15 protein-coding genes and 1 tRNA gene are annotated in these 20,245 nt (G+C 70.3%); 5 read left to right on the top strand and 11 right to left on the bottom strand.

Features of this window, described 5'->3' with window-relative positions; translation table 11 throughout:
- Nucleotides 1-20 precede the first annotated feature (20 nt).
- The 4 genes from AC4D16_RS01195 to AC4D16_RS01180 all read left to right on the top strand — a co-directional run bounded on the left by AC4D16_RS01195 (nt 21) and on the right by AC4D16_RS01180 (nt 5,085).
- Nucleotides 21-566 carry a hotdog fold thioesterase gene (locus tag AC4D16_RS01195; protein WP_490953661.1) on the top strand — a complete coding sequence of 182 codons (546 nt, stop codon included), beginning with the start codon at nt 21-23 and terminating at the stop codon, nt 564-566.
- Between the two features lie 147 nt (nt 567-713).
- The gene (locus tag AC4D16_RS01190; RefSeq protein WP_490953660.1) at nt 714-3,395 is read left to right on the top strand and encodes a bifunctional lysylphosphatidylglycerol flippase/synthetase MprF; all 2,682 of its coding nucleotides are present in this window, start codon (nt 714-716) and stop codon (nt 3,393-3,395) included.
- A complete protein-coding gene (locus AC4D16_RS01185; RefSeq protein ID WP_490949256.1) occupies nt 3,392-4,696 on the top strand; it encodes an alpha/beta hydrolase in 1,305 nt (434 codons plus the stop codon). Before AC4D16_RS01190 ends, AC4D16_RS01185 begins: the two co-directional genes overlap by 4 nt.
- 209 nt (nt 4,697-4,905) lie before the next feature.
- Nucleotides 4,906-5,085, top strand: coding sequence for a hypothetical protein (locus tag AC4D16_RS01180; protein ID WP_490949257.1), 180 nt, complete (start codon nt 4,906-4,908; stop codon nt 5,083-5,085).
- Between the two features lie 98 nt (nt 5,086-5,183).
- Here the strand turns inward: AC4D16_RS01180 and AC4D16_RS01175 are convergent, their stop codons facing one another.
- From AC4D16_RS01175 to AC4D16_RS01155, 5 genes are all read right to left on the bottom strand, one after another.
- On the bottom strand, nt 5,184-5,561 hold the full coding sequence (locus tag AC4D16_RS01175; protein WP_490949258.1) for a response regulator transcription factor: 378 nt from the start codon (nt 5,559-5,561) through the stop codon (nt 5,184-5,186).
- Between the two features lie 44 nt (nt 5,562-5,605).
- Nucleotides 5,606-6,226, bottom strand: a complete 621-nt coding sequence (locus tag AC4D16_RS01170; RefSeq protein WP_490953659.1) for a hypothetical protein — start codon at nt 6,224-6,226, stop codon at nt 5,606-5,608.
- A 146-nt stretch (nt 6,227-6,372) separates the two neighbouring features.
- Entirely contained in the window at nt 6,373-7,395 is a 1,023-nt protein-coding gene (gene ligD, locus AC4D16_RS01165) for a non-homologous end-joining DNA ligase (RefSeq protein WP_490953658.1), read from the bottom strand.
- A 36-nt stretch (nt 7,396-7,431) separates the two neighbouring features.
- The gene (locus AC4D16_RS01160; protein ID WP_490949261.1) at nt 7,432-7,572 is read right to left on the bottom strand and encodes a hypothetical protein; all 141 of its coding nucleotides are present in this window, start codon (nt 7,570-7,572) and stop codon (nt 7,432-7,434) included.
- A 193-nt stretch (nt 7,573-7,765) separates the two neighbouring features.
- Nucleotides 7,766-7,847 (bottom strand) — tRNA-Leu (locus tag AC4D16_RS01155).
- Between the two features lie 164 nt (nt 7,848-8,011).
- Here AC4D16_RS01155 and AC4D16_RS01150 point away from each other — a divergent pair.
- Complete coding sequence (locus AC4D16_RS01150) at nt 8,012-8,614, top strand: ANTAR domain-containing response regulator (RefSeq protein ID WP_490953657.1); 603 nt, start codon at nt 8,012-8,014, stop codon at nt 8,612-8,614.
- 105 nt (nt 8,615-8,719) lie between these two features.
- Here the strand turns inward: AC4D16_RS01150 and pyk are convergent, their stop codons facing one another.
- From pyk to trpB, 6 genes are all read right to left on the bottom strand, one after another.
- Entirely contained in the window at nt 8,720-10,210 is a 1,491-nt protein-coding gene (gene pyk, locus AC4D16_RS01145; RefSeq protein WP_490949263.1) for a pyruvate kinase, read from the bottom strand.
- A gap of 184 nt (nt 10,211-10,394) precedes the next feature.
- On the bottom strand, nt 10,395-11,852 hold the full coding sequence (locus AC4D16_RS01140; RefSeq protein ID WP_490949264.1) for a glutamate synthase subunit beta: 1,458 nt from the start codon (nt 11,850-11,852) through the stop codon (nt 10,395-10,397).
- Nucleotides 11,845-16,491 carry a glutamate synthase large subunit gene (gene gltB / locus AC4D16_RS01135; protein WP_490953656.1) on the bottom strand — a complete coding sequence of 1,549 codons (4,647 nt, stop codon included), beginning with the start codon at nt 16,489-16,491 and terminating at the stop codon, nt 11,845-11,847. The genes AC4D16_RS01140 and gltB overlap by 8 nt, the downstream gene beginning before the upstream one ends.
- Nucleotides 16,492-16,814: 323 nt before the next feature.
- On the bottom strand, nt 16,815-18,002 hold the full coding sequence (gene lgt, locus AC4D16_RS01130; RefSeq protein WP_490953655.1) for a prolipoprotein diacylglyceryl transferase: 1,188 nt from the start codon (nt 18,000-18,002) through the stop codon (nt 16,815-16,817).
- Nucleotides 17,999-18,850, bottom strand: coding sequence for a tryptophan synthase subunit alpha (trpA, locus tag AC4D16_RS01125; RefSeq protein ID WP_490953654.1), 852 nt, complete (start codon nt 18,848-18,850; stop codon nt 17,999-18,001). Before trpA ends, lgt begins: the two co-directional genes overlap by 4 nt.
- The gene (gene trpB / locus AC4D16_RS01120; protein ID WP_490949268.1) at nt 18,847-20,211 is read right to left on the bottom strand and encodes a tryptophan synthase subunit beta; all 1,365 of its coding nucleotides are present in this window, start codon (nt 20,209-20,211) and stop codon (nt 18,847-18,849) included. Before trpB ends, trpA begins: the two co-directional genes overlap by 4 nt.
- Nucleotides 20,212-20,245: the final 34 nt, after the last annotated feature.

Below are 20,245 nucleotides of genomic sequence, written 5' to 3'. Positions count from 1 at the left end.
CAGGTGCCAGCCTAGTTCGCATGGAAGACAACCGCACCCGAACCGGCGACGACCACCCCCCGCGCGAGCAGCCCGAGAGCGTCACCGAACCAACGACGGAGGACATCGCCGAGCACGTCACCGAGGAGCGCCGGGCCGAACTCGTCGCCGCCGGGATACCTCCGCACCTCCATGCCTGGCTGGGCCGGTACGGGGTGGGCGCCATGACCGTGAAGATGGGCATCGTGTTCACCGAGATGAGCGCCGAGCGCGCCGTGGCCACGATGCCGGTGGAGGGGAACCAGCAGGTCGCGGGCATCCTGCACGGCGGCGCGCACGTGGTCCTGGCGGAGACGCTCGGTTCGTTCGCGGCCGGGCTGCACGCCGGCGCGGGCCGGCAGGCGGTGGGCATCGAGGTCGGCGCCACCCATCACCGCAGTATCGCCTCCGGGCTCGTCACCGGCACCGCCACCGCGATCCACCTCGGCCGCACACTGACCACGCACGAGGTGGTCATGCGGGACGACCAGGGCCGGCGGCTCTCCACGGCGCGCATCACCAACATGATCAGGGACGCCCGCTCCTGACCCACCTGCTCGTCCAGCCAACTCCCGAGGTGCCTCCAGCAGGCTTCCAGCGGACGCTCTGATACTGACACGGGCGCGCCCTGCTGGACAGGGCGCGCCCGCATCGCCCTCCGGCGGTGCGACGCCGGAGCCACGCACGGGAGCACCATGAGGAACGGCACGTACGACGACGGCGCATCGCTTCCCGTCCGTCTCCCGCGCTCGGCCCTCCGGAGGGCGCCGGTCGCCGCTGCCGCGATCCTGGTGCTGTGGCTCCTCGGTCTCGGAACCGGAGCGCTGCCCTCGGGTCCTCCGCCCGGGCTCGCGATGCGTGTCCTCTTCGATCCCGACACCGTCCTCGACCAGCCGCTCGCGGTGCTGCTTTCGCTCGGCTGGGCCACCGACCTCCCCTCCTACATCGGTGCGACCCTCGTCCTCGCGACCCTCGGGGTGCTCGCCGAGGTCCGCCTCGGGTCATGGCGGTTCGCCGTCGTGGTGGTGGTCGGCCAGAGCGCGGCACTCCTCGGCGCCGCCCTCCTCAACGTCGTCGTCGCTCCCCTCTTCCCGCGTTGGGCCGGGGATGTCGCCGGGAGCACGCTCGGCGGGCCCGTCGTCGGGGTCCTCGCGGCGGTCATGGCCGCGAGCGCGACCATGGGCCCGCTCTGGCGGCGGAGGCTCCGCGTCCTCGGTGTGCTCCTCCCGCTGACCCTCGTCCTCTACAGCGGCGCACTGGTGTCGATCGCCCTCCTGGTCGCGTCGCTCGTGGGTCTCGCCGCCGGTCCCCTGGTGCTCCGCCGGCGGCTGACCCGCCCTGCGGCGCCGTCCATCAGGGAGGCGCGTGTCCTCGTCGCGCTCGTCAGCGTCGCCGCCGCCGTCGGGCCCGTCCTCGCCGCGCTGGCACCGCACGCCACGGGGCCGTTCGCGGTCCTGGGGCTGCTCTTCACCTCGGTGGAGGGGGCCACGCCGGAGGCCGTGCGCGCGGCGTGCGCGCCGGGCAGCGCGGTCCGCGAGTGCGCCGAGGCCCAGGTGCAGGCGCGCGCGGGGCTCGGTGGCGTGGTGATGTCCTGTCTGCCGAGCCTCCTGCTGCTCGTCCTCGCGGACGGGTTGCGCAGGGGCCGGCGCTCGGCGTGGATCGGGACCGTCGTCGTGCAGGCAGCGCTCGCCGCTCTCTCGGTGCATACCTTCCTGGCGTACCTGCAGCACCGGGCCGACGGCCAGCTCACCGCCCTGCTGCAGGGCGCGCGCCTCGAGCGGGTCCTCGCGGACCTCGTGGTGCCGGCGCTGCAGCCGGTCGTGCTGATCGTCCTGCTCGTCGTCGTCCGGCGCCTGTTCGTGGTGCAGGCGGCGCCCGGCACCCATCGCGCGATCGCCCGGCGCGTGGCTGCGGCGCTCGTCGCCGCTGCGATCGTGTACGTCGGTGTGGGCCTGGCGGTGGCAGGCCAGTTCAGTCCGGTCGCGACGGCGCCCCTCCTCCTGGCCGACTTCCCCCAGCGGCTCCTCCCTGTCGCCGTGACGCTCCACGTGTACCCCGCGTTCCTACCGGACGGCAGCGCCGCGATCATCCTCTACGAGTGGATCGGCATCGCGTTCTGGGCCGTGGTGGGCGCGCTGCTGCTGCGGTCCTTCCGCTCGGTGCGGAGCGCCCCCGGCGACGCCGACCGGGACAGGGCCCGCGGGATCGCCCGGGCGGACGGCTCCGGTTCCATGACGTGGATGGGACTGTGGCCCGGCAACACCTACTGGTTCGGCGCGGCCTCCTACGTCCCCTACCGCGTGATCGGCGGTGTGGCGCTCACCCTCGCCGGTCCCGTGGGCCCGCGTGGCGACGCGGCAGCGGCAGTGCACGGATTCACCGCCTTCTGCCACGACCAGGGATGGACACCGTGCTTCTACTCCGTGCCCGGTCCGATCGCCGACCTCCTGGAGCCCGCGGGCTTCCGCCGGCTCCAGGTCGCCGAGGAGACGGTGCTGGACCTCGGCGGCCTCGCCTTCACGGGCAAGAAGTTCCAGGACATCCGGACGGCACTCAACCAGGCCCGCAAGCACGGCGTGCACACCGAATGGGTGGATACCACCCGTGTGCCCCTCGTGATCCTCGACCAGATCAGGAGCATCTCCGAGGAGTGGGTGGCGGACAAGGCGCTGCCGGAGATGGGCTTCACCCTCGGGGGCGTGGACGAACTGATCGATCCGGACGTGCGCTGTTCCGTGGTGATCGACGCGGAGCGCACCGTGCACGCCGTCGCCTCCTGGTTGCCCATCCACGAGGACGGCCGGGTCACGGGCTGGACGCTGGACTTCATGCGCCGCCGCGGCGCCGGGTTCAAGCACAGCATCGAGGTGCTGATCGCGCAGGCCGCCCTCGACCTCCAGGCCGAGGGCTTCACCCGGCTGAGCCTGTCCGGCGCCCCCCTCGCGCGGAGCGGCGCCGGGCCGGACGGCGCCGAGGCCACCGACACCCTCGACCGGATCCTCGCCCTCGTGGGGCGTGCGCTCGAACCCGTGTACGGATTCCGGTCCCTGTTCGCCTTCAAGGCGAAGTTCGGCCCGCGCTACGTGCCGCTGTACCTGTGTTTCGAGGACGCAGCAGCGCTTCCCGCCATCGGCCGCGCCATCACCGCGGCGTACGCGCCCGACGCCGGTGCCACCGACCTCTGGCGCCTGCTCACCGCCCGCCCACGCCGGGAGCGGCACCCGACGACGGCGAGGGCCGGAGCGGACGCGCCCTCCCCCGCGGTCGTTCCGACGTCGTCCCCGTCGACGTCGACCCCGACGTCGTCCCCGTCGTCGTCCCCGTCGACCCCGTCGTCGTCCCCGTCGACGTCGTCGTCATTCAAGGAGCGCCTGTGAACCCCCTCGACTGGGACCTCATCGACGGCCCGGCCCCCACGCTCATCGCCGTGGTCGGCGCGGTGGCGCTGGGCGGACTCGCGGCGGGCCGGCCCCGGTGGCTCCTCCGCAGGGTGCTGCCCGCCCTCCTGATCGGCGCCCTCGGCGGTGTGCTCGCCCGGTTCGTGACGGAGGACCTCCTCAACGTCTGGGGCGCACCGCAGCCCACGTGGTTCTACGCGGTGGGCGGACTGGCGATCACCGGTGTGGTCCTCGGTGCGGCGCGGGTGCTGACGCGTCCACGCTGGTGGCAGCGTTGCGTCGCCGTCCTCGCGCCCATCATGATCGTCACCGCAGCGGCGTTGGGGATCAACGCCTACTACGGCTCCTACCCGACGCTCAGGGCCATCAGCGGGGGCGACGCCGTACCTCACCTCGGAGCGATCGATGCTCCGGAGGACACGGGGCCCCTGACCACCGAGGCGGACTGGACACCGCCGTCGGACATGCCCGCGTCCGGCTCGGTCTACCAGACCACCATCCCCGGCACCGTGTCAGGGGTGGTCGCCGGTGCGGCCTACGTGTACCTACCGCCCGCCTATCTCGCCTCGACGCCGGCGAACGTGCCCGTACTCGTCCTGATCCACGGTGACCCGGGAAGTCCGGAGGACTGGATCACCGGAGGTCAGCTCCCCGCGGTGATGGACGCCTACGCGGCGGCGCACGAGGGGCTCGCACCCGTCGTGATCCTGCCCGACGCCGCGGCCAGCACCGGTCCCACGCCGTCGCTGTGCCTCGACAGCGCCTACGGGCGAGCGGGTACGTACCTCGCCACCGACGTGCCCCAGTGGGTCAGGTCGACCCTGGGCGTCGGCTCGCACCCGACGGACTGGGCGATCGGCGGTTTCTCCTACGGGGGTACCTGCTCCCTCACGCTCGCCGCCGGTCATCCCGACGTCTACCCGACCTTCCTCGACATCTCGGGTGAGGACGCACCCACCATCGAAGCCGGCCGCGACGCCCTGGTCACCGACTACTTCGCCGGCGATGCCGCCGCCTTCGCCGCCCAGAATCCTCTCGACATCATCAAGGGGACGTCACTGCCCGGTTCGGCAGGGACCATCACGGTCGGAGCCGACGACGCCTTCTATCGGCCCCAGGGCGAGGAGGTGGCGGCGGCGATGCAGCAGGCCGGTGTGGACGTGCGCCTGCAGACGGTACCGGGCGGTCACACCTGGGAGGCGTGGAAAGCGGGACTGCAGAACAACCTCGACTGGCTGATGCAGCGGTACGGGGTGGTCGCAGGCCCCGACGGGAGCTGACGGCGCGAACGCCGTACGCCTCACGTACGCCTCCGGTGCGCAAGGAGGAGCGGTCGGTCTCGGCGTTGTTGCGATCGTTTCGTGGCGCTGCCTACCGTGGGAACCGGTCGCTGAACCAGCCTCCACGGCCCGCAAAGCCCTCCTCTCATCGATCACGGCCATCGCTCACATCGGCCGTGCCATTCCGACCTACCGAACGGAGCCCCACCGTGGCCACTCGCCCCCTGAAGCCCCTCGCCGCCCTCTTCGCCGTCTGCGCGCTCTTCCTCGGGGGCTGCGACCTCGGTAACCAGGACAGCGACAACTCCGGCACCGACACCGGGAACTACGACGACAACAACGGGATCGACACCGACCTCGATGACGACTCACGCGGCGAGGACGACTAGCAGGCGTCCAGGACGGATGGCCGTCGGCCCGCGCGCGGGATCACTACGGTGGGGTCCGCGGCAGGGAACGGACGGGCTCCGGGCGAGGGATCGTCCCGTCAGGCCTGCGCGATGCCTTCCTGGATGTGGCGGCGCAGTTCGGCCGGCCGGAACGGTTTCTTCATGTACCGGTCGGCTCCGGCGTCCAGTCCACGCTGCTGGTCCGCTGCGTCGGCACGCGCGGTCAGCATCACGATGAACGTGGCGGAGAAACGTCGGATGCGCTGGGCCACCTCGTAGCCGTCGATGTCGGGCAGCCCGACGTCGAGGGTCACCACGTCGGGCGTGAGCCGACGCACCATCTCGACGCCCGCCAGCCCCGCCGGTGCCGTGTGGACCCTGAATCCGGAGGCCGTGAGGACGGTGTGCAGCAGGTCCCGGACATCGTCGTCGTCCTCGATGACGACGGCGGTGCGGGTGGGATCCATGCTCGGCATGACGCAAGCCTACTCCGCGCGGTCGGCGCCGAGGGGGCGAGTGCTCAGGACTCCGGACGCACCGTCGCCTCGACCGCCGCGCGTCCGTCGGCGGGCTGCACCATGACGGTCCGCACGATGTCGGGAACCTCCGGGAACAGGCCGATCATGAGGATCTCACTCGTCTCCCCGGGCAGCGCCCCTCCGCTGTACTCCTCGACGAGACCCACCACCTCCGGGTTCGCCTCACCGCTGTTCGCTGCCGCTCCCCACTCCTCGATGACGGTCGGCGCCGGGCGGAACTCGAGGTCCTGCCCCTCCGGCGTGGAGACGGTCACGGCGCCGAGATCGAGCGTCAGTGCACCGTCGGGATTCTGCACGGTCACCAGCGCGTAGGTCACGGCGTCCTCGCCGAGCTCCGTCCGGAGCGCCTCGACATCGGCGGGCGCCTCCGCCGGCAGCAGCACTTCGCCCTTGGTCTCGTCGACGAGGAAGGCGAACGTGCCGCTTCCCGCATCCCTGAGTCCCTCGACCGAGGGGGCGTCCGACGGCGCCTCCGCCTGCTCGGTCGCGGTCTCGGCCGGGTTCGGCGTGGGTCCGGCAGGTTCCGGACCCGTGGCGGGATTGCCGCCGCAGCCGGTCAGCAGGACGAGCAGGAGGGCGGAGGACAGCAGGGGCTTCTTCATGGATCTCCCAGCAGCCGGGCGGCGAACCGGCTCGGTCTTCGGTCCACCCTTCAGGGGCGGCGCGACGGCGTTTGACTCTGTCTACCAGCGCGCCCACTCCCGTACCCGTGCCGGATGTACCCGCGTTGTCCCCTTGACAGCCGCGATCAGTCGCGGGTACGGGCCCTGCTCGGCTGCACCCGCATCGGCTCCCCGGGCATCTTGGGGAAGTCCGGCGGGAAGGGGAGTTCCCCGAGCCCGTTCCCGACGTCCCGCTCCCACCACGAGCGCAGCACGTCGATGCGCCCGGGCGCGGCGTGCAGGTGCTCCCACGGGTCGCCGACCGTGCGCAGGCGTTCGGGGACGGTGAGGACCGTGAAGCGCGTGGGGTCGACGTCGTCGAGCTCGTCCCAGGTCACGGGACAGGACACCGCGGCGTGCGGCAGCGCGCGCGGACTGTAGGCGCCCGCCATGGTGCGGTCGCGGTTCGCCTGGTTGAAGTCGACGAAGATCCGCTCTCCCCGCTCCTCCTTCCACCAGGCCGTGGTGACGCGCTGCGGCATGCGTCGCTCGAGCTCGCGGGCTGCGGCGATGACGGCGTGACGGACCTCGAGGAACTCGGCCTCGGGCTCGATGGGCGCGAAGACGTGCAGCCCCCTGTTGCCGGAGGTCTTGACGAAGGATTCGAGCTCGGCCTCGCGCAGCACGGCGCGCAGTGCGTGGGCAGCGGCGATGACGTCGCCGAAGGTGGTGCCGGGCTGAGGGTCGAGGTCGATGCGCAGCTCGTCGGGCGTATCGGTGGCTCCGGCCCTGGATGCCCAGGGATGGAACACGACCGTGTTCATCTGGACCGCCCACACGATGGACGCCGGCTCGTGGAGCACCACCTGCGGGTGTGAACGGCCGCTCGGGTAGGTGACGGTGACGCTCTGCAGGTAGTCGGGCGCACCCTTCGGCGGGTTCTTGCTGAAGAAGTGCTCCCCGTCGACATCGCCCCCGAAGCGCTGCAGGGACACGGGGCGGTCCCCGTTGGCGCGGAGGAAGGCCGGCGCCACGTCGATGACGTAACGCGCGAGATCGAGCTTGGTGATGCCCGCCGCGGGCCAGAGGACGCGGGAGGGGCTGGAGAGCCGGACGGCGCGCACGCCCTCCGGACCGTCGACGTCGAGGGTCATCGCTTCGCTGGCCATGCGCTCAATGTACCCGCGGGGCCGGCGCGACGCCGGTCAGGCGTCCGCCGCGCGGTCCGGTACCTTCCCGGAGCCGTCGTGCAGCACGTGCAGCGTATAGGCGGGGCAGACGGGATCCATGAGCAGCCGCACGAGGGGGCGGGCGCTCCAGACACAGGTGCAGCGGGTGGCGCTCATGCGCTCACCCCGTTCGTGAGACCGGTTTCCATCGCCTCAGCGTGAGCTCGAAGCACCCGGGGTACCAGCAGCGTGCTTTGCATGGGACCAATGTGACGCGTGGTCAGTGCACTGACGGCCAGCCGGTCAGGACGCGGAGTAGGGGGCCTTCCGTGAGGCCGAGCCCGTGAGCCATGGGCGAGGATCCGTCGGGTGCCCGAAGTGGGACTCGAACCCACACACCTCTCGATACTGCATTTTGAGTGCAGCGCGTCTGCCAATTCCGCCATTCGGGCCGTGCCTGCGCGCCGGTCCTCCCGCAGCGCGGGAGGCGGATGACGAGGCGGGTTCATCTCCCGGCCCGTGCGCGAAACAACTCTACATGCCGATAGGCTGGAAGCGGGAACAGGCGTTGCGGCGCCCTCACCCTCCGCATCGCCGTCGTCATCAAGGAGCACCAGTGTCTGAATCCACCGAGTCCACGCCCGCCGGACCCGCCCGCCGGGTCATCGTGGCCGAGGACGAGACGCTCATCCGGCTCGACATCATCGAGATCCTGCGCGGCGAGGGCTATGACGTGGTGGCGGAGGCCGACAACGGCGAGAAGGCCGTGGCCCTCGCCCAGGAGCACAGGCCGGACCTCGTCCTCATGGACGTCAAGATGCCCGTCATGGACGGCATCACGGCCGCCGAGCAGATCGTGAAGGCCAGGATCGCGCCGGTGGTCCTGCTGACGGCGTTCAGCCAGAAGGAACTCATCGAGCGGGCACGCGACGCCGGAGCCATGGCGTACGTCGTCAAGCCCTTCACCCCCGCGGACCTGATCCCCGCCATCGAGATCGCGATGTCGCGGCACGAGGAGATCAAGGCGCTCGAGGCCGAGGTCACCGATCTCCAGGAGCAGTTCGCCACGCGCAAGCTGGTGGAACGCGCCAAGAGCCTGCTGACCACGAAGATGGGCCTCACCGAGCCCGAGGCGTTCCGCTGGATCCAGAAAACCTCCATGGACCGACGCCTCAGCATGCGCGAGGTCGCGGAGACCATCATCAACCAGGTGAACTGACCGCCCGAGCAGGACCACCAGGACAACACCAGGACAACAACGCGAAGGACCCCCGCCCGGATGGGCGGGGGTCCTTCGTGTTACCGGCGAGTTCGTGTTCTCGGACTACTTCTTCTTGAGGGGCCAGGGGCCTACGTCCTCCTTGATGAAGGACGTGTGATCATCCGGGAGCTGACCGGCGTCGGTGATGTCACCCACGCGGTGCACCTTGATCGAGTTGGTGGAGCCGGCCTGTCCGGGAGGTGACCCGGCCGCGATGACCACGAGGTCGTCCACCTCCACGAGCCCCTGCTCGAACAGCACGCGATCCACCTGCGCGGTCATCTGATCGGTGTGCTCGACGAACTCGACCAGCTTCGGCTGGATGCCCCAGATGAGGGACATCTGGTTGAGCGTGGACTGCACCGGCGTGAAGGCGACCACCGGCTTCTTGGGGCGCAGACGCGACAGCCGCCGGGCGGAGTCCCCGGACTGCGTGAAGGTGCAGATGTACTTCGCGTCGAGCTGGTCGGAGATCTCGACGGCGGCCCGGGTGATGGCGCCGCCTCGGGTCTTCGGCTTGCTGCCGAGCGGCGGGACGCGCTCGAGGCCGTGGCGCTCCGTGGACTCGATGATGTCGTTCATGATCTTCACGGTTTCCATCGGGTACTTGCCCACGCTGGTCTCACCCGAGAGCATGACGGCGTCGGCCCCGTCCAGCACGGCGTTCGCGCAGTCGGAGGCCTCGGCGCGGGTGGGCCGGGGGTTGTCGATCATGGATTCGAGGACCTGCGTGGCCACGATGACGGGCTTGGCCCAGCGGCGGGCGAGTTCGACGGCGCGCTTCTGGACGATCGGGACGTCCTGCAGCGGCAGTTCGACGCCGAGGTCGCCTCGGGCCACCATGATCGAATCGAAGGCGTCGATGATCTCCTCGAGCGCATCCACCGCCTGGGGCTTCTCGATCTTCGCGATGACGGGGACGCGACGGCCCTCCTCGTCCATGATCTCGTGCACGCGGCGGATGTCGCTCGCGTCGCGCACGAAGGACAGCGCCACCATGTCGACGCCGATCCGGATGGCCCAGCGGAGGTCGTCCTCGTCCTTCTCGCTCAGCGCGGGGACGTTCACGGCGACGCCGGGGAGGTTGATGCCCTTGTTGTTGGACACCATTCCTCCGACGACCACCTCGGTGGTGACCTTCACGTCGTCGACCGCCGTGGCCCGGAGGGTGACCTTGCCGTCGTCGATCAACAGGAGGTCCCCCACGTTGACGTCCTGCGGGAGTCCCTTGAACGTGGTGGAGCAGATCTCCTGTGTGCCCTCGATGTCCTCGACCGTGATGGTGAAGACGTCCCCGGGGGCGAGCGCGTGAGGCCCGTCGGCGAAACGGCCGAGGCGGATCTTCGGACCCTGGAGGTCGGCGAAGATCCCGACGGGCTTACCCAGCTCCGCCGACGCACGCCGGACGTTGTTGTAGGTGTCGCTGTGCACGGTGTAGTCGCCGTGACTCATGTTCATCCGGGCGACATCGACGCCCGCCTCGAGCACAGCGAGGGTGTTCTCGTAGCTGGCGATCGCGGGGCCGAATGTTGCAACGATTTTTGCGCGTCTCATGAACCTAGCCTAATCGGGTTGAGGTCTGGTGGTGGCTCCGGGCGGGATCGGGTGAACCTTGCCCGGGTGGTCGGATTGGAGGTGATGACGGGGCGGCAGGACCGGCTGGAGCCGGGGCGTGGCCGGGTGCGGGGCGCAGGACGACGTCCGGACCCGATACAGCGGATCCGGACGCCGACGTGCCTTACAGGACCGCGATGGAGCGGTCGGTGGGTGCGACGGGAGCGGGCAGCTTGGTGGACCCCATCAGCCACGTGTCCACGGCGGCCGCGCACGCGCGGCCCTCCGCGATGGCCCAGACGATCAGGGACTGTCCGCGACCGGCGTCGCCGGCCGAGAAGACGCCGGGCGTGTTCGTCATGTAGTAGCCGTCGCGCGCCAGGTTGCCGCGCTCGTCGAACGCTGCCTCGACCTGCTCCGTGATCCCTGCGGGCTCCGCCCCGGTGAAGCCGAGCGAGAGGAACACGAGGTCCGCGGGGATCTCGCGCTCCGTGCCGGCCTTCGGGACGCGGCGGCCGTCGACGAACTCCGTCTCTGCCACCTCGATGCCGCGAAGCACGCCGCCGTCACCGACGAAGCGCACTGTGGAGGCGAGGTAGCGGCGCTCGCCACCCTCCTCGTGGGCACTAGCGATGTCGAACAGCGTGGGGAACGTGGGCCACGGCTGGTCCGGGCGGCGCTCCGTGGGCGGCTGCTGCCCGATCGCGAGGGTCGTGACCGAGGCGGCCTTCTGCCGGTGCGCGGTACCCAGGCAGTCGGCTCCCGTGTCACCGCCGCCGAGGATCACCACGTGCTTGCCCTCGGCGTGGATCTGGTCCTCGACGTCCTCGCCCGCCACCACGCGGTTCGCCTGCACGAGGTAGTCCATGGCGAAGTGCACGCCGTCGAGCTCACGGCCCGGGATGCTGAGATCGCGCGGCACCGTGGCGCCGGTGGCGACGACGACGGCGTCGTAGCGACGCTTGAGCTGTCCCCAGCTGATGTCCTTGCCGACGTCCACGCCGGTGCGGAACCGAGTGCCCTCGGCCTTCATCTGGTCGAGACGCCGCTCCAGGTGGATCTTCTCCATCTTGAAGTCGGGGATGCCGTAGCGCAGCAGGCCGCCGATGCGGTCGTCCCGCTCGTACACGGCGACCGTGTGCCCGGCGCGGGTGAGCTGCTGGGCGACGGCGAGACCCGCCGGCCCGGACCCGACGACGGCGACCGTGCGGCCCGTGAGGCGCTCCGGCGGGTGCGGCTCCACCCAGCCCTCACCGAAGGCCTGGTCAGCGATGGAGACCTCGACCTGCTTGATGGTGACGGGCGGCTGGTTGATGCCGAGCACGCAGGAGGACTCGCACGGGGCCGGGCAGAGCCGGCCGGTGAACTCGGGGAAGTTGTTCGTGGCGTGGAGCCGGTCGATCGCCTCACGGCCCTTGTCCCGGAACGTGAGGTCGTTCCACTCGGGGATGAGGTTGCCCAGCGGGCAGCCCTGGTGGCAGAACGGGATGCCGCAGTCCATGCAGCGGCCCGCCTGCGCCTTCAGGACACCCTTCTCCTGCGCCTCGTACACCTCTTTCCAGTCCATGATGCGGACCGGTACGGGCCGTCGGGGCTGGGTCTCGCGCTCGCGTACTTTCAGGAATCCGCGTGGGTCAGCCACCGGTCACCTCCAGGATCTTGGTCCAGGCCTCTTCGCCGTCGGGGTCGAGACCCTGTTCGGCAGCCGTGGCACGGGCGTCCAGCACCGCGGCGTAGTCGCGCGGCAGGACCTTGGTGAAGCGGCGGACGGTGTCCTCGAACGTGCCGAGGAGCGTCTCCGCGAGGGTGGATTCAGTCTCCTCGACGTGCTGGATGAGGAGGTGCCGGACGATCTCGATGTCCTCAGCGTCGAGGTCGACGAGCAGGAGCTCACCGTTCTCGAGGCTCTGCTTGTTCACGCGCGCGCGGTCGAGGTCGAGGACGAAGGCGGTTCCGCCGGACATGCCCGCCCCGAAGTTGCGGCCCGTCGGTCCGAGGACGAGCGCCTGCCCGCCGGTCATGTACTCGCAGCCGTGGTCGCCGATCCCCTCGACCACCGCCGTGGCACCGGAGTTCCTCACGAGGAACCTCTCCCCCACCTGGCCGCGGAGGAACATCTCCCCGCTCGTGGCGCCGTACCCGATCACGTTGCCCGCGATCACGTTGTGCTCGGCGCGGAAGACGTTGGAGCGGTCCGGGCGCACGATGATCCGCCCGCCCGAGAGGCCCTTGCCGACGTAGTCGTTCGAGTCCCCCAGGAGCCGCAGCGTGATCCCGGCGGGCAGGAACGCCCCGAGGGACTGCCCGGCCTGGCCGGAGAGCGTGACGTCGATCGTGTTCGTGGCCAGGGTGTCGAGACCGAAGGTGCGCGTCACCTCGTGGCCCAGCATGGTGCCCACCGAGCGGTCCGTGTTGACGACGTCGAGCACGATCCGCACCGGGGAGCGGTGCTGCAGGGCGTCGGCGCTCATCTCGATCAGCTTGTTGTCGAAGTGCTGGTCCAGATCGTGGTTCTGCGGATAGAGGTTGCGCATCGGTTCACCCGAGTCGAACTCGTTGCCCCGCAGGATCGGGTCGAGATCCAGCCCGTCGGCCTTCCAGTGCTCCACGGCCGTGCGGGCGTCGAGCAGCTCGCTGTGGCCGATCGCCTCCTCGAGGGTCCGGAAGCCGAGCTCCGCCAGGAGCTCACGGACCTCCTCGGCGATGAACTCGAAGAAGTTGACCACGAACTCCGGCTTGCCGGTGAAGCGGCTGCGCAGCTCGGGGTTCTGGGTCGCGACGCCCACGGGGCAGGTGTCGAGGTGGCAGACACGCATCATGATGCAGCCCGAGACGATCAGCGGCGCGGTCGCGAAACCGAACTCCTCGCCGCCGAGCAGGGCGGCGATGACGACGTCGCGGCCGGTCTTCAGCTGCCCGTCCACCTGGACCACCACGCGGTCGCGGAGCCCGTTGAGCATGAGCGTCTGCTGTGTCTCGGCGAGACCGAGCTCCCACGGGATGCCCGCGTGCTTGAGGGAGTTCAGCGGCGAGGCGCCCGTCCCGCCGTCGTGCCCGGACACCAGGACGACGTCGGCCTTGGCCTTCGTGACGCCCGCTGCCACGGTACCGATGCCCACCTCGGAGACAAGCTTGACGTGGACGCGCGCCCTCGGGTTAGACCGCTTGAGGTCGTAGATGAGCTGAGCGAGGTCCTCGATGGAGTAGATGTCGTGGTGCGGCGGCGGGGAGATGAGCGCCACGCCGGGCGTGGAGTGCCGCGTGCGGGCGATCCAGGGGTAGACCTTCTGGCTCATCAGCTGCCCACCCTCACCGGGCTTGGCTCCCTGCGCCATCTTGATCTGGATGTCGTCGGCGTTGGTCAGGTAGAGGCTCGTGACGCCGAAGCGTCCGGAGGCCACCTGCTTGATGGCGGAGCGGCGCTCCGGGTCCATGAGGCGCTCGACGTCCTCGCCGCCCTCCCCCGTGTTCGACTTCCCGCCGAGGCGGTTCATCGCGATGGCGAGGGTCTCGTGCGCCTCCTGGGAGATGGAGCCGTAGCTCATGGCCCCCGTCGAGAAGCGCTTGACGATCTGGGAGACCGGTTCCACCTCGTCGATGCCGATGGGCTCCCGCACGTCCCCGCGGAGCTTCAGCAGTCCGCGCAGCGTCATGAGCTCCTTCGACTGGTCGTCGACGCCCTGCGTGTACGCCTTGAAGATGTCGTAGCGGCGCTCGCGCGTGGCGTGCTGCAGCCGGAACACCGTCTCCGGGTTGAAGAGGTGCGGCGGGCCCTCGCGGCGCCACTGGTACTCGCCGCCGTTGTCGAGGCCGCGGTGCGGGTCCTCGATGCCGTCCTGCGGGTACGCCGTGTCATGCCGTGCGGCGGTCTCCGCGGCGATCACGTCGAGGCCCACGCCGCCGAGCTGGGTCTGCGTGCCGTGGAAGTACTCGTCCACGAGTTCCTGCGACAGCCCGAGCGCCTCGAAGGTCTGAGCACCGCAGTAGGAGCTGACGGTGGAGATGCCCATCTTGGACATGATCTTCAGGACGCCCTTGCCGAGGCCCTTGATGAGATGGGCGACGGCGGCTTCGGCCGTGACCCCGGTGATGTCACCGTTGCGGACGAGCTCCTCGCAGCTCTCCATCGCGAGGTACGGGTTCACCGCGGAGGCGCCGTACCCGATCAGGACGGCGACGTGGTGGACCTCGCGGACATCCCCGGCCTCGACCACGAGGGAGGTCTTGGTGCGGTTGGCGCTCTTGAGCAGGTGGTGATGGACGGCGCTCGTGAGGAGCAGCGACGGGATGGGGGCCCACTGGGCGTTGGAGTCGCGATCCGAGAGGACCACGTACTCGACGCCGCGGTTCAGGGCGCCGGAAACCTGCTCGCAGATCTCCGCGAGCCGCGCGCGCAGGGAGGCCTCGCCTCCCTCGTGCCGGTACAGGCCGCGCACGCGGACGGTCAGGCGGTCGCCCTCCTCGGTCTCGAGGTTGGCGATCTTCGCAAGCTCGTCATTGGTGATGACGGGGAACTTCAGGGCGATCTGCTTGGAGCGCACCTGCCCGGTGGAGAGCAGGTTGCCGTCCGGGCCGATGGTGACGCCCATCGACGTCACGAGCTCCTCGCGGATGGAGTCCAGCGGTGGGTTGGTGACCTGCGCGAAGGACTGCACGAAGTAGTCGAAGAGCAGGCGCGGCCGCTTGGACAGCACGGCGATCGGGGTGTCGGACCCCATGGCGCCGAGCGGTTCTGCGGCGTTCTTCGCCATGGGGCCGAGGAGGATGCGCAGTTCCTCTTGCGTGTAGCCGAAGGTGCGCTGGCGCCGGTTGATCGAGGCCTTGGTGTGCACGACGTGCTCGCGCTCCGGCAGGTCCTCGAGCTGGATCAGGTTCTCCTTGACCCACTCGCCCCAGGGGTTCGCGGCGGCGACCTCCGCCTTGATCTCCTGGTCCTCGATGAGGCGGCCCTCCTCGGTGTCGACGAGGAACATCTTGCCGGGTGAGACCCGGCCCTTGCGGACCACGCGGGAGGGTTCGACGTCGATCACGCCCACCTCGGAGGCGAGGATGACGAGGCCGTCCTCCGTGACCCAGTACCTCGCCGGGCGCAGACCGTTGCGGTCGAGCACGGCGCCGACCAGGCGGCCGTCGGTGAAGGAGACCGCGGCAGGTCCGTCCCAGGGCTCCATGAGCATGGAGTGGTACTGGTAGAAGGCGCGGCGGGCGGGGTCCATGGTGGCGTGGTTCTCCCACGCCTCGGGCACCATCATCATGATCGAGTGCGTGATGGGCCTGCCGGAGAGCGTGAGCAGCTCCGCGACCTCGTCGAAGGAGGCCGAGTCGGAGGCCCCGGGGGTGCAGATGGGGTACAGGTCCTCGGGCGAATCGCCGAGCAGCGGATTGGCGAGCTGCGACTGGCGTGCGCGCATCCAGTTGCGGTTGCCCTTCACGGTGTTGATCTCACCGTTGTGGGCGATGGTGCGGAACGGCTGCGCGAGGGGCCAGGACGGGAAGGTGTTCGTGGAGAACCGTGAGTGGACGATCCCGAGGCGCGTGGTGAACCGCTCGTCCGACAGGTCCGGGTAGAACGGCTCGAGCTGCGCCGTGGTGAGCATCCCCTTGTAGACGATCGTCTTCGAGGACAACGACGGGAAGTAGACGCCGTACTTGTTCTGCGCCCGCTTGCGAACACGGAACGCCTTCGCCTCGAGGTCGGAGGCGTCGCCGTCGGCCGGCGCGAGGAACAACTGCACGAAGTGCGGCATGCAGGCCCGCGCCATCGAACCGACGAGCTCGGCGGCCACGGGCACCACACGCCACCCGAGGACCGCGAGCCCCTCGGACTCGGCGATGGATTCCAGCCCGGCGCGGGCGGTCTCCTCCTCCTTCGCCTCGGCGGGCAGGAAGGCCGTGCCGACGACGTAGGAGCCGGCGGGCGGCAACGCGAAGTCGACGACTGCACGGAAGAACTCGTCGGGGACCTGCGTCAGCAGCCCTGCTCCGTCACCCGTGCCCTCGTCCGCGCCGACGGCGCCGCGGTGCTCGAGATTGCGCAGGGCGGTCAGCGCGGCGTCGACGATGTCGTGCCCGGGTTCGCCGCGGAGGGTGGCGATCACCGCGAGGCCGCAGGCATCCTTCTCGTTCTCCGGGTCGTACAGGCCCGAGGCCTCGGGGATGGCTGCGAAGCGCGTGAACGGGGATTCCGCGCGGGTCTCCCCCGAGGCGTGGTCCTGTACCTCGACGTGAGGCGTGTCGGTGTGACGAGCGTCGGTCGGGGTTCCTGGTGTCGGAGCAGTCATATTAAGGATCCTTCCCCCATCGTGGAGCGTCGGGAGGGGACAGCCTTGGCCCCGCGGCCACCCGGCGTGATCGGCGGGCGCCGTCTGTCGATCTCTTGGACATCGTCCGGCCACCGGCGCCCGGCTGAGTCGGCGGGCGAGCGGTGCGAGGTTGTGCGTAGGCCGGGCCATGCGGTGACGGCGGGGCGGTGACCCGGCCGTTGCACCTGGAGTCCACAACTGTGTGGTGTTGCGTCCTTGAGGGGCGGTGGCCCGGGGACTGCTGGTGTGATCGAAACGCGCGGCTCCGCTCTCGCGGGACCCTCGGAGGCGTGATGCGCCTCTCAGGAGCCGTTTGTTTCGGACAGATTACCACGGCCCTTCGCGGCTCCCCGACCCTCAGCGACCGCGTGGTCACCTGAGACCGAAGCGTGATCTGCGCCCTCGTCGTCGTCCGTCCGGGAAGCGTCCCCCGGGGCGTCGTCGCTCGCCGCAGCAGCGGTCGAACCAGCCGTCGGACCGGCGGTCGAACCGGTCACGGACGACCCTCCGGAGGGCTTCCCGTCCGCCGTCGTACCGGCCGTGTCGGTCCCGGCCGCCTCCTCCGCTGCGGCGGAGCCGCCGTCGGTCGAGCCGGCTGCCGCGCCGCCGTCGGCCTTCGGTTCCCTGCCCGGCAGGTAGACCGACGGCGCATCGGCCGGACGCCTGCGCACCGCGAGGTAGATCAGCACCGCCAGCGCCACGAGGAACACACCGATGCTCACCCAGACGTTCAGGCGCTGGGTCACGCCGAAGAAGGTGACCAGCTCGGCGTCGTCGATCCGGAGCGCCTCGATCCACACGCGTCCGAGCGTGTAGTAGGCGGCGTAGAGCCAGAACATGCGGCCGCCACGGAGGTTCAGCTTCCGCGCGAGGAGGAGCAGCAGGGCGACCCCTGCCAGGTTCCAGAGGAGCTCGTACAGGAACGTGGGGTGGAAGAGCGTGCCGGGTTCCTGGTCGAGCGGGAAGTTGGCGTTGTCGGCGTCGATCTCGAGACCCCACGGGAGCGTGGTGGGAGCGCCGAAGAGCTCCTGGTTGAACCAGTTGCCGATCCTGCCCACGGCCTGCGCGAGCAGGACGCCCGGAGCGGCGGCGTCGGCGAAGGCGGACAGCTTGACGCCCGCGCGCCGTGCACCGATCCACGCGCCGACGGCGCCGAGGGCGATGGCGCCCCAGATCCCGAGGCCGCCCAGCCAGATCTGCGGGATGCGCGCGAGGTCGCCGTCCGGGCCGAAGTAGGCGTCCGGCGAGGACACCACGTGGTAGAGCCTGCCGCCGATGATGCCGAAGGGGATGGCCCAGATGGCGATGTCCCACACGGCGTCGGCGTGACCGCCGAAGGACACGAAGCGCTTCTGGGTCAGGACGAGCGCCAGGATGATCCCGGCCAGGATGCACAGGGCGTAGGCGTGGATGGTGACCGGACCCAGGGCGAAGCTCGCCCACTCGGCCGGAGGGCTCGGGATGGACGCCGCGATGCGCACGCCGTTCATACTGCGCCCGCCGGGGTGCTCTTCGGCGTCCCGGTGCTCAGCTCCCGGGTCAGTTCGGCGACGGCCTTCACCCCGCCGTCACGGAGGGCGGCCACGAGGGCGGTGCCCACGATCACGCCGTCAGCATAGGCGCCGATCTCGCGCACCTGGGCCGAGGACGACACCCCGAGGCCGACACAGACCCGTTCCGCTCCGGCAGCGTGCGCGGCGTCGACGACGGCTTCCGCCGCTGCGCCGACCGAGGACCTCGCGCCGGTGACGCCCATGACCGAGACGGCGTAGACGAAGCCCTTGCTGGCGTCCACCGTGCTCTGCATGCGCTTCGGGGAGGTGGACGGTGCCACGAGGAACACGCGGTCGAGCCCGAGCTCCGCAGAGATCTCGAGCCATTCCGAGGCCTCGTCCGGGATGAGGTCCGGGGTGATCAGCCCGGCTCCGCCGGCGGCGGAGAGACGCTCTGCGAACTCACGGACACCCATACGCATCACGGGATTCCAGTAGGTCATGACGAGCACGGCGGCGTCGGTCTCCCGCGTGATGCCCTCGACGACGTCGAAGATGCGCCCCACGGTGAAGCCGTTGGACAGTGCCTGGAGCGTCGCCTCCTGGATCACGTGGCCGTCCATGACGGGATCGGAGTACGGGATGCCGATCTCGATGAGGTCCACACCGTTGCGTGCCATGGCGATACCCGCGTCGATGGTGGTCTGCACGTCGGGGAAGCCGGCGGGGAGGTAGCCGATCAGCGCGGCACGGCCCGCGGCCCGGGCCTTCTCGATGGCGGCCGCGGCCTTCGACGCCGCGCCGGCGGGGACGGCCGCAAGGCCGTCGGGTGCCTGTGTGGTCACAGCTGCTCCCCCTCCTGCGCCATCTCCTGCTCGGCGCTGTCCTCGGGCAGCAGGTCGAAGTACTCGGCCGCCGTTGCGACGTCCTTGTCCCCGCGCCCCGAGAGGTTGACGACGATGATCCTGTCCGACGGCTTCTCCCCGGGAGCGAGCTGCTCGGCGAGGCGGCGGCCCAGCTTCATGGTGCCGGCCAGGGCGTGCGCGGTCTCGATCGCGGGGATGATCCCCTCGGTCTGGCTGAGCACCTTGAAGGCGTCCATGGCCTCGCTGTCGGTGATCGGCTCGTAGTGCGCGCGTCCGATGTCCGCGAGGTAGGCGTGCTCGGGGCCGACGCCCGGGTAGTCGAGGCCTGCGGAGATGGAGTGCGACTCCATCGTCTGGCCGTCCTCGTCCTGCATGAGGTAGGACCTCGCGCCGTGCAGCACGCCGGGGCGGCCCAGCGTGATGGTGGCCGCGTGGCGGCCGGTCTCGACGCCGTCGCCCCCTGCCTCGAAGCCGTAGAGCGCCACACCGCGATCGTCCAGGAAGCCGTGGAACAAGCCGATGGCGTTGGAGCCGCCACCGACGCAGGCGGTCACGGCGTCGGGCAGCCTGCCGGTCTGCTCGAGGATCTGCTCGCGTGCCTCCTCACCGATGACCTCGTGGAAGTAGCGGACCATCGAGGGGAAGGGGTGGGCGCCTGCCGCGGTACCGAGCAGGTAGTGGGTCGTCCCGACGTTCGCCACCCAGTCGCGCAGCGCCTCGTTGATGGCGTCCTTCAGGGTCTGCGAGCCGTTGGTGACCGGGACGACGGTGGCGCCGAGGAGCTGCATGCGTGCCACGTTCAGGGCCTGGCGGCGTGTGTCCTCCGCGCCCATGTAGACGACGCACTCGAGGCCGAGCAGGGCCGCCGCCGTCGCGCTGGCGACGCCGTGCTGACCCGCACCCGTCTCCGCGATGACGCGCGTCTTGCCCATGCGCTTGGCGATCAGCGCCTGGCCGAGCACGTTGTTGATCTTGTGCGAGCCCGTGTGGTTCAGGTCCTCACGCTTGAGGAACACGCGGACGCCTCCGCAGTGCTCCGCGAAGCGCGTGGCCTCGGTGAGCAGCGACGGGCGGCCCGCGTAGTTCTTGTTGAGCTCGGCCACCTGCGCGGTGAACTCCGGGTCCGCCTTGGCCTTGTCGAAGGTGTCCTGCAGCTCGTCCAAGGCGGCGATGAGCGACTCGGGCATCCAGCGGCCGCCGTACGCGCCGAAGTAGGGACCGGGCGCGTGCCGGAGGCTCTCGTCGTGGCTGAGGAACGCCTCGGCGGTGCCCTCGTCGATCGCGTCCGGGGTCCCGGCTGCGGTCTCCGTCAGATCTGCGTGCTGGTGTAGGTCGGTCATGACTCCCACCGTTCCTGTCCTGTAGGTCCTGACC

Source organism: Arthrobacter sp. TJ-236, assembly GCF_058269235.1.
This window is presented reverse-complemented; position numbering and strand designations above follow the sequence as displayed.

Bases quoted from the DNA above. Each gene is read 5' to 3' on its own strand.
- AC4D16_RS01195 (WP_490953661.1), top strand. From the start codon at position 21: ATGGAAGACAACCGCACCCGAACCGGCGACGACCACCCCCCGCGCGAG.
- AC4D16_RS01190 (WP_490953660.1), top strand. From the start codon at position 714: ATGAGGAACGGCACGTACGACGACGGCGCATCGCTTCCCGTCCGTCTC.
- AC4D16_RS01175 (WP_490949258.1), bottom strand. From the start codon at position 5,561: ATGCCGAGCATGGATCCCACCCGCACCGCCGTCGTCATCGAGGACGAC.
- AC4D16_RS01170 (WP_490953659.1), bottom strand. From the start codon at position 6,226: ATGAAGAAGCCCCTGCTGTCCTCCGCCCTCCTGCTCGTCCTGCTGACC.
- ligD (WP_490953658.1), bottom strand. From the start codon at position 7,395: ATGGCCAGCGAAGCGATGACCCTCGACGTCGACGGTCCGGAGGGCGTG.
- AC4D16_RS01160 (WP_490949261.1), bottom strand. From the start codon at position 7,572: ATGAGCGCCACCCGCTGCACCTGTGTCTGGAGCGCCCGCCCCCTCGTG.
- pyk (WP_490949263.1), bottom strand. From the start codon at position 10,210: ATGAGACGCGCAAAAATCGTTGCAACATTCGGCCCCGCGATCGCCAGC.
- gltB (WP_490953656.1), bottom strand. From the start codon at position 16,491: ATGACTGCTCCGACACCAGGAACCCCGACCGACGCTCGTCACACCGAC.
- lgt (WP_490953655.1), bottom strand. From the start codon at position 18,002: ATGAACGGCGTGCGCATCGCGGCGTCCATCCCGAGCCCTCCGGCCGAG.
- trpB (WP_490949268.1), bottom strand. From the start codon at position 20,211: ATGACCGACCTACACCAGCACGCAGATCTGACGGAGACCGCAGCCGGG.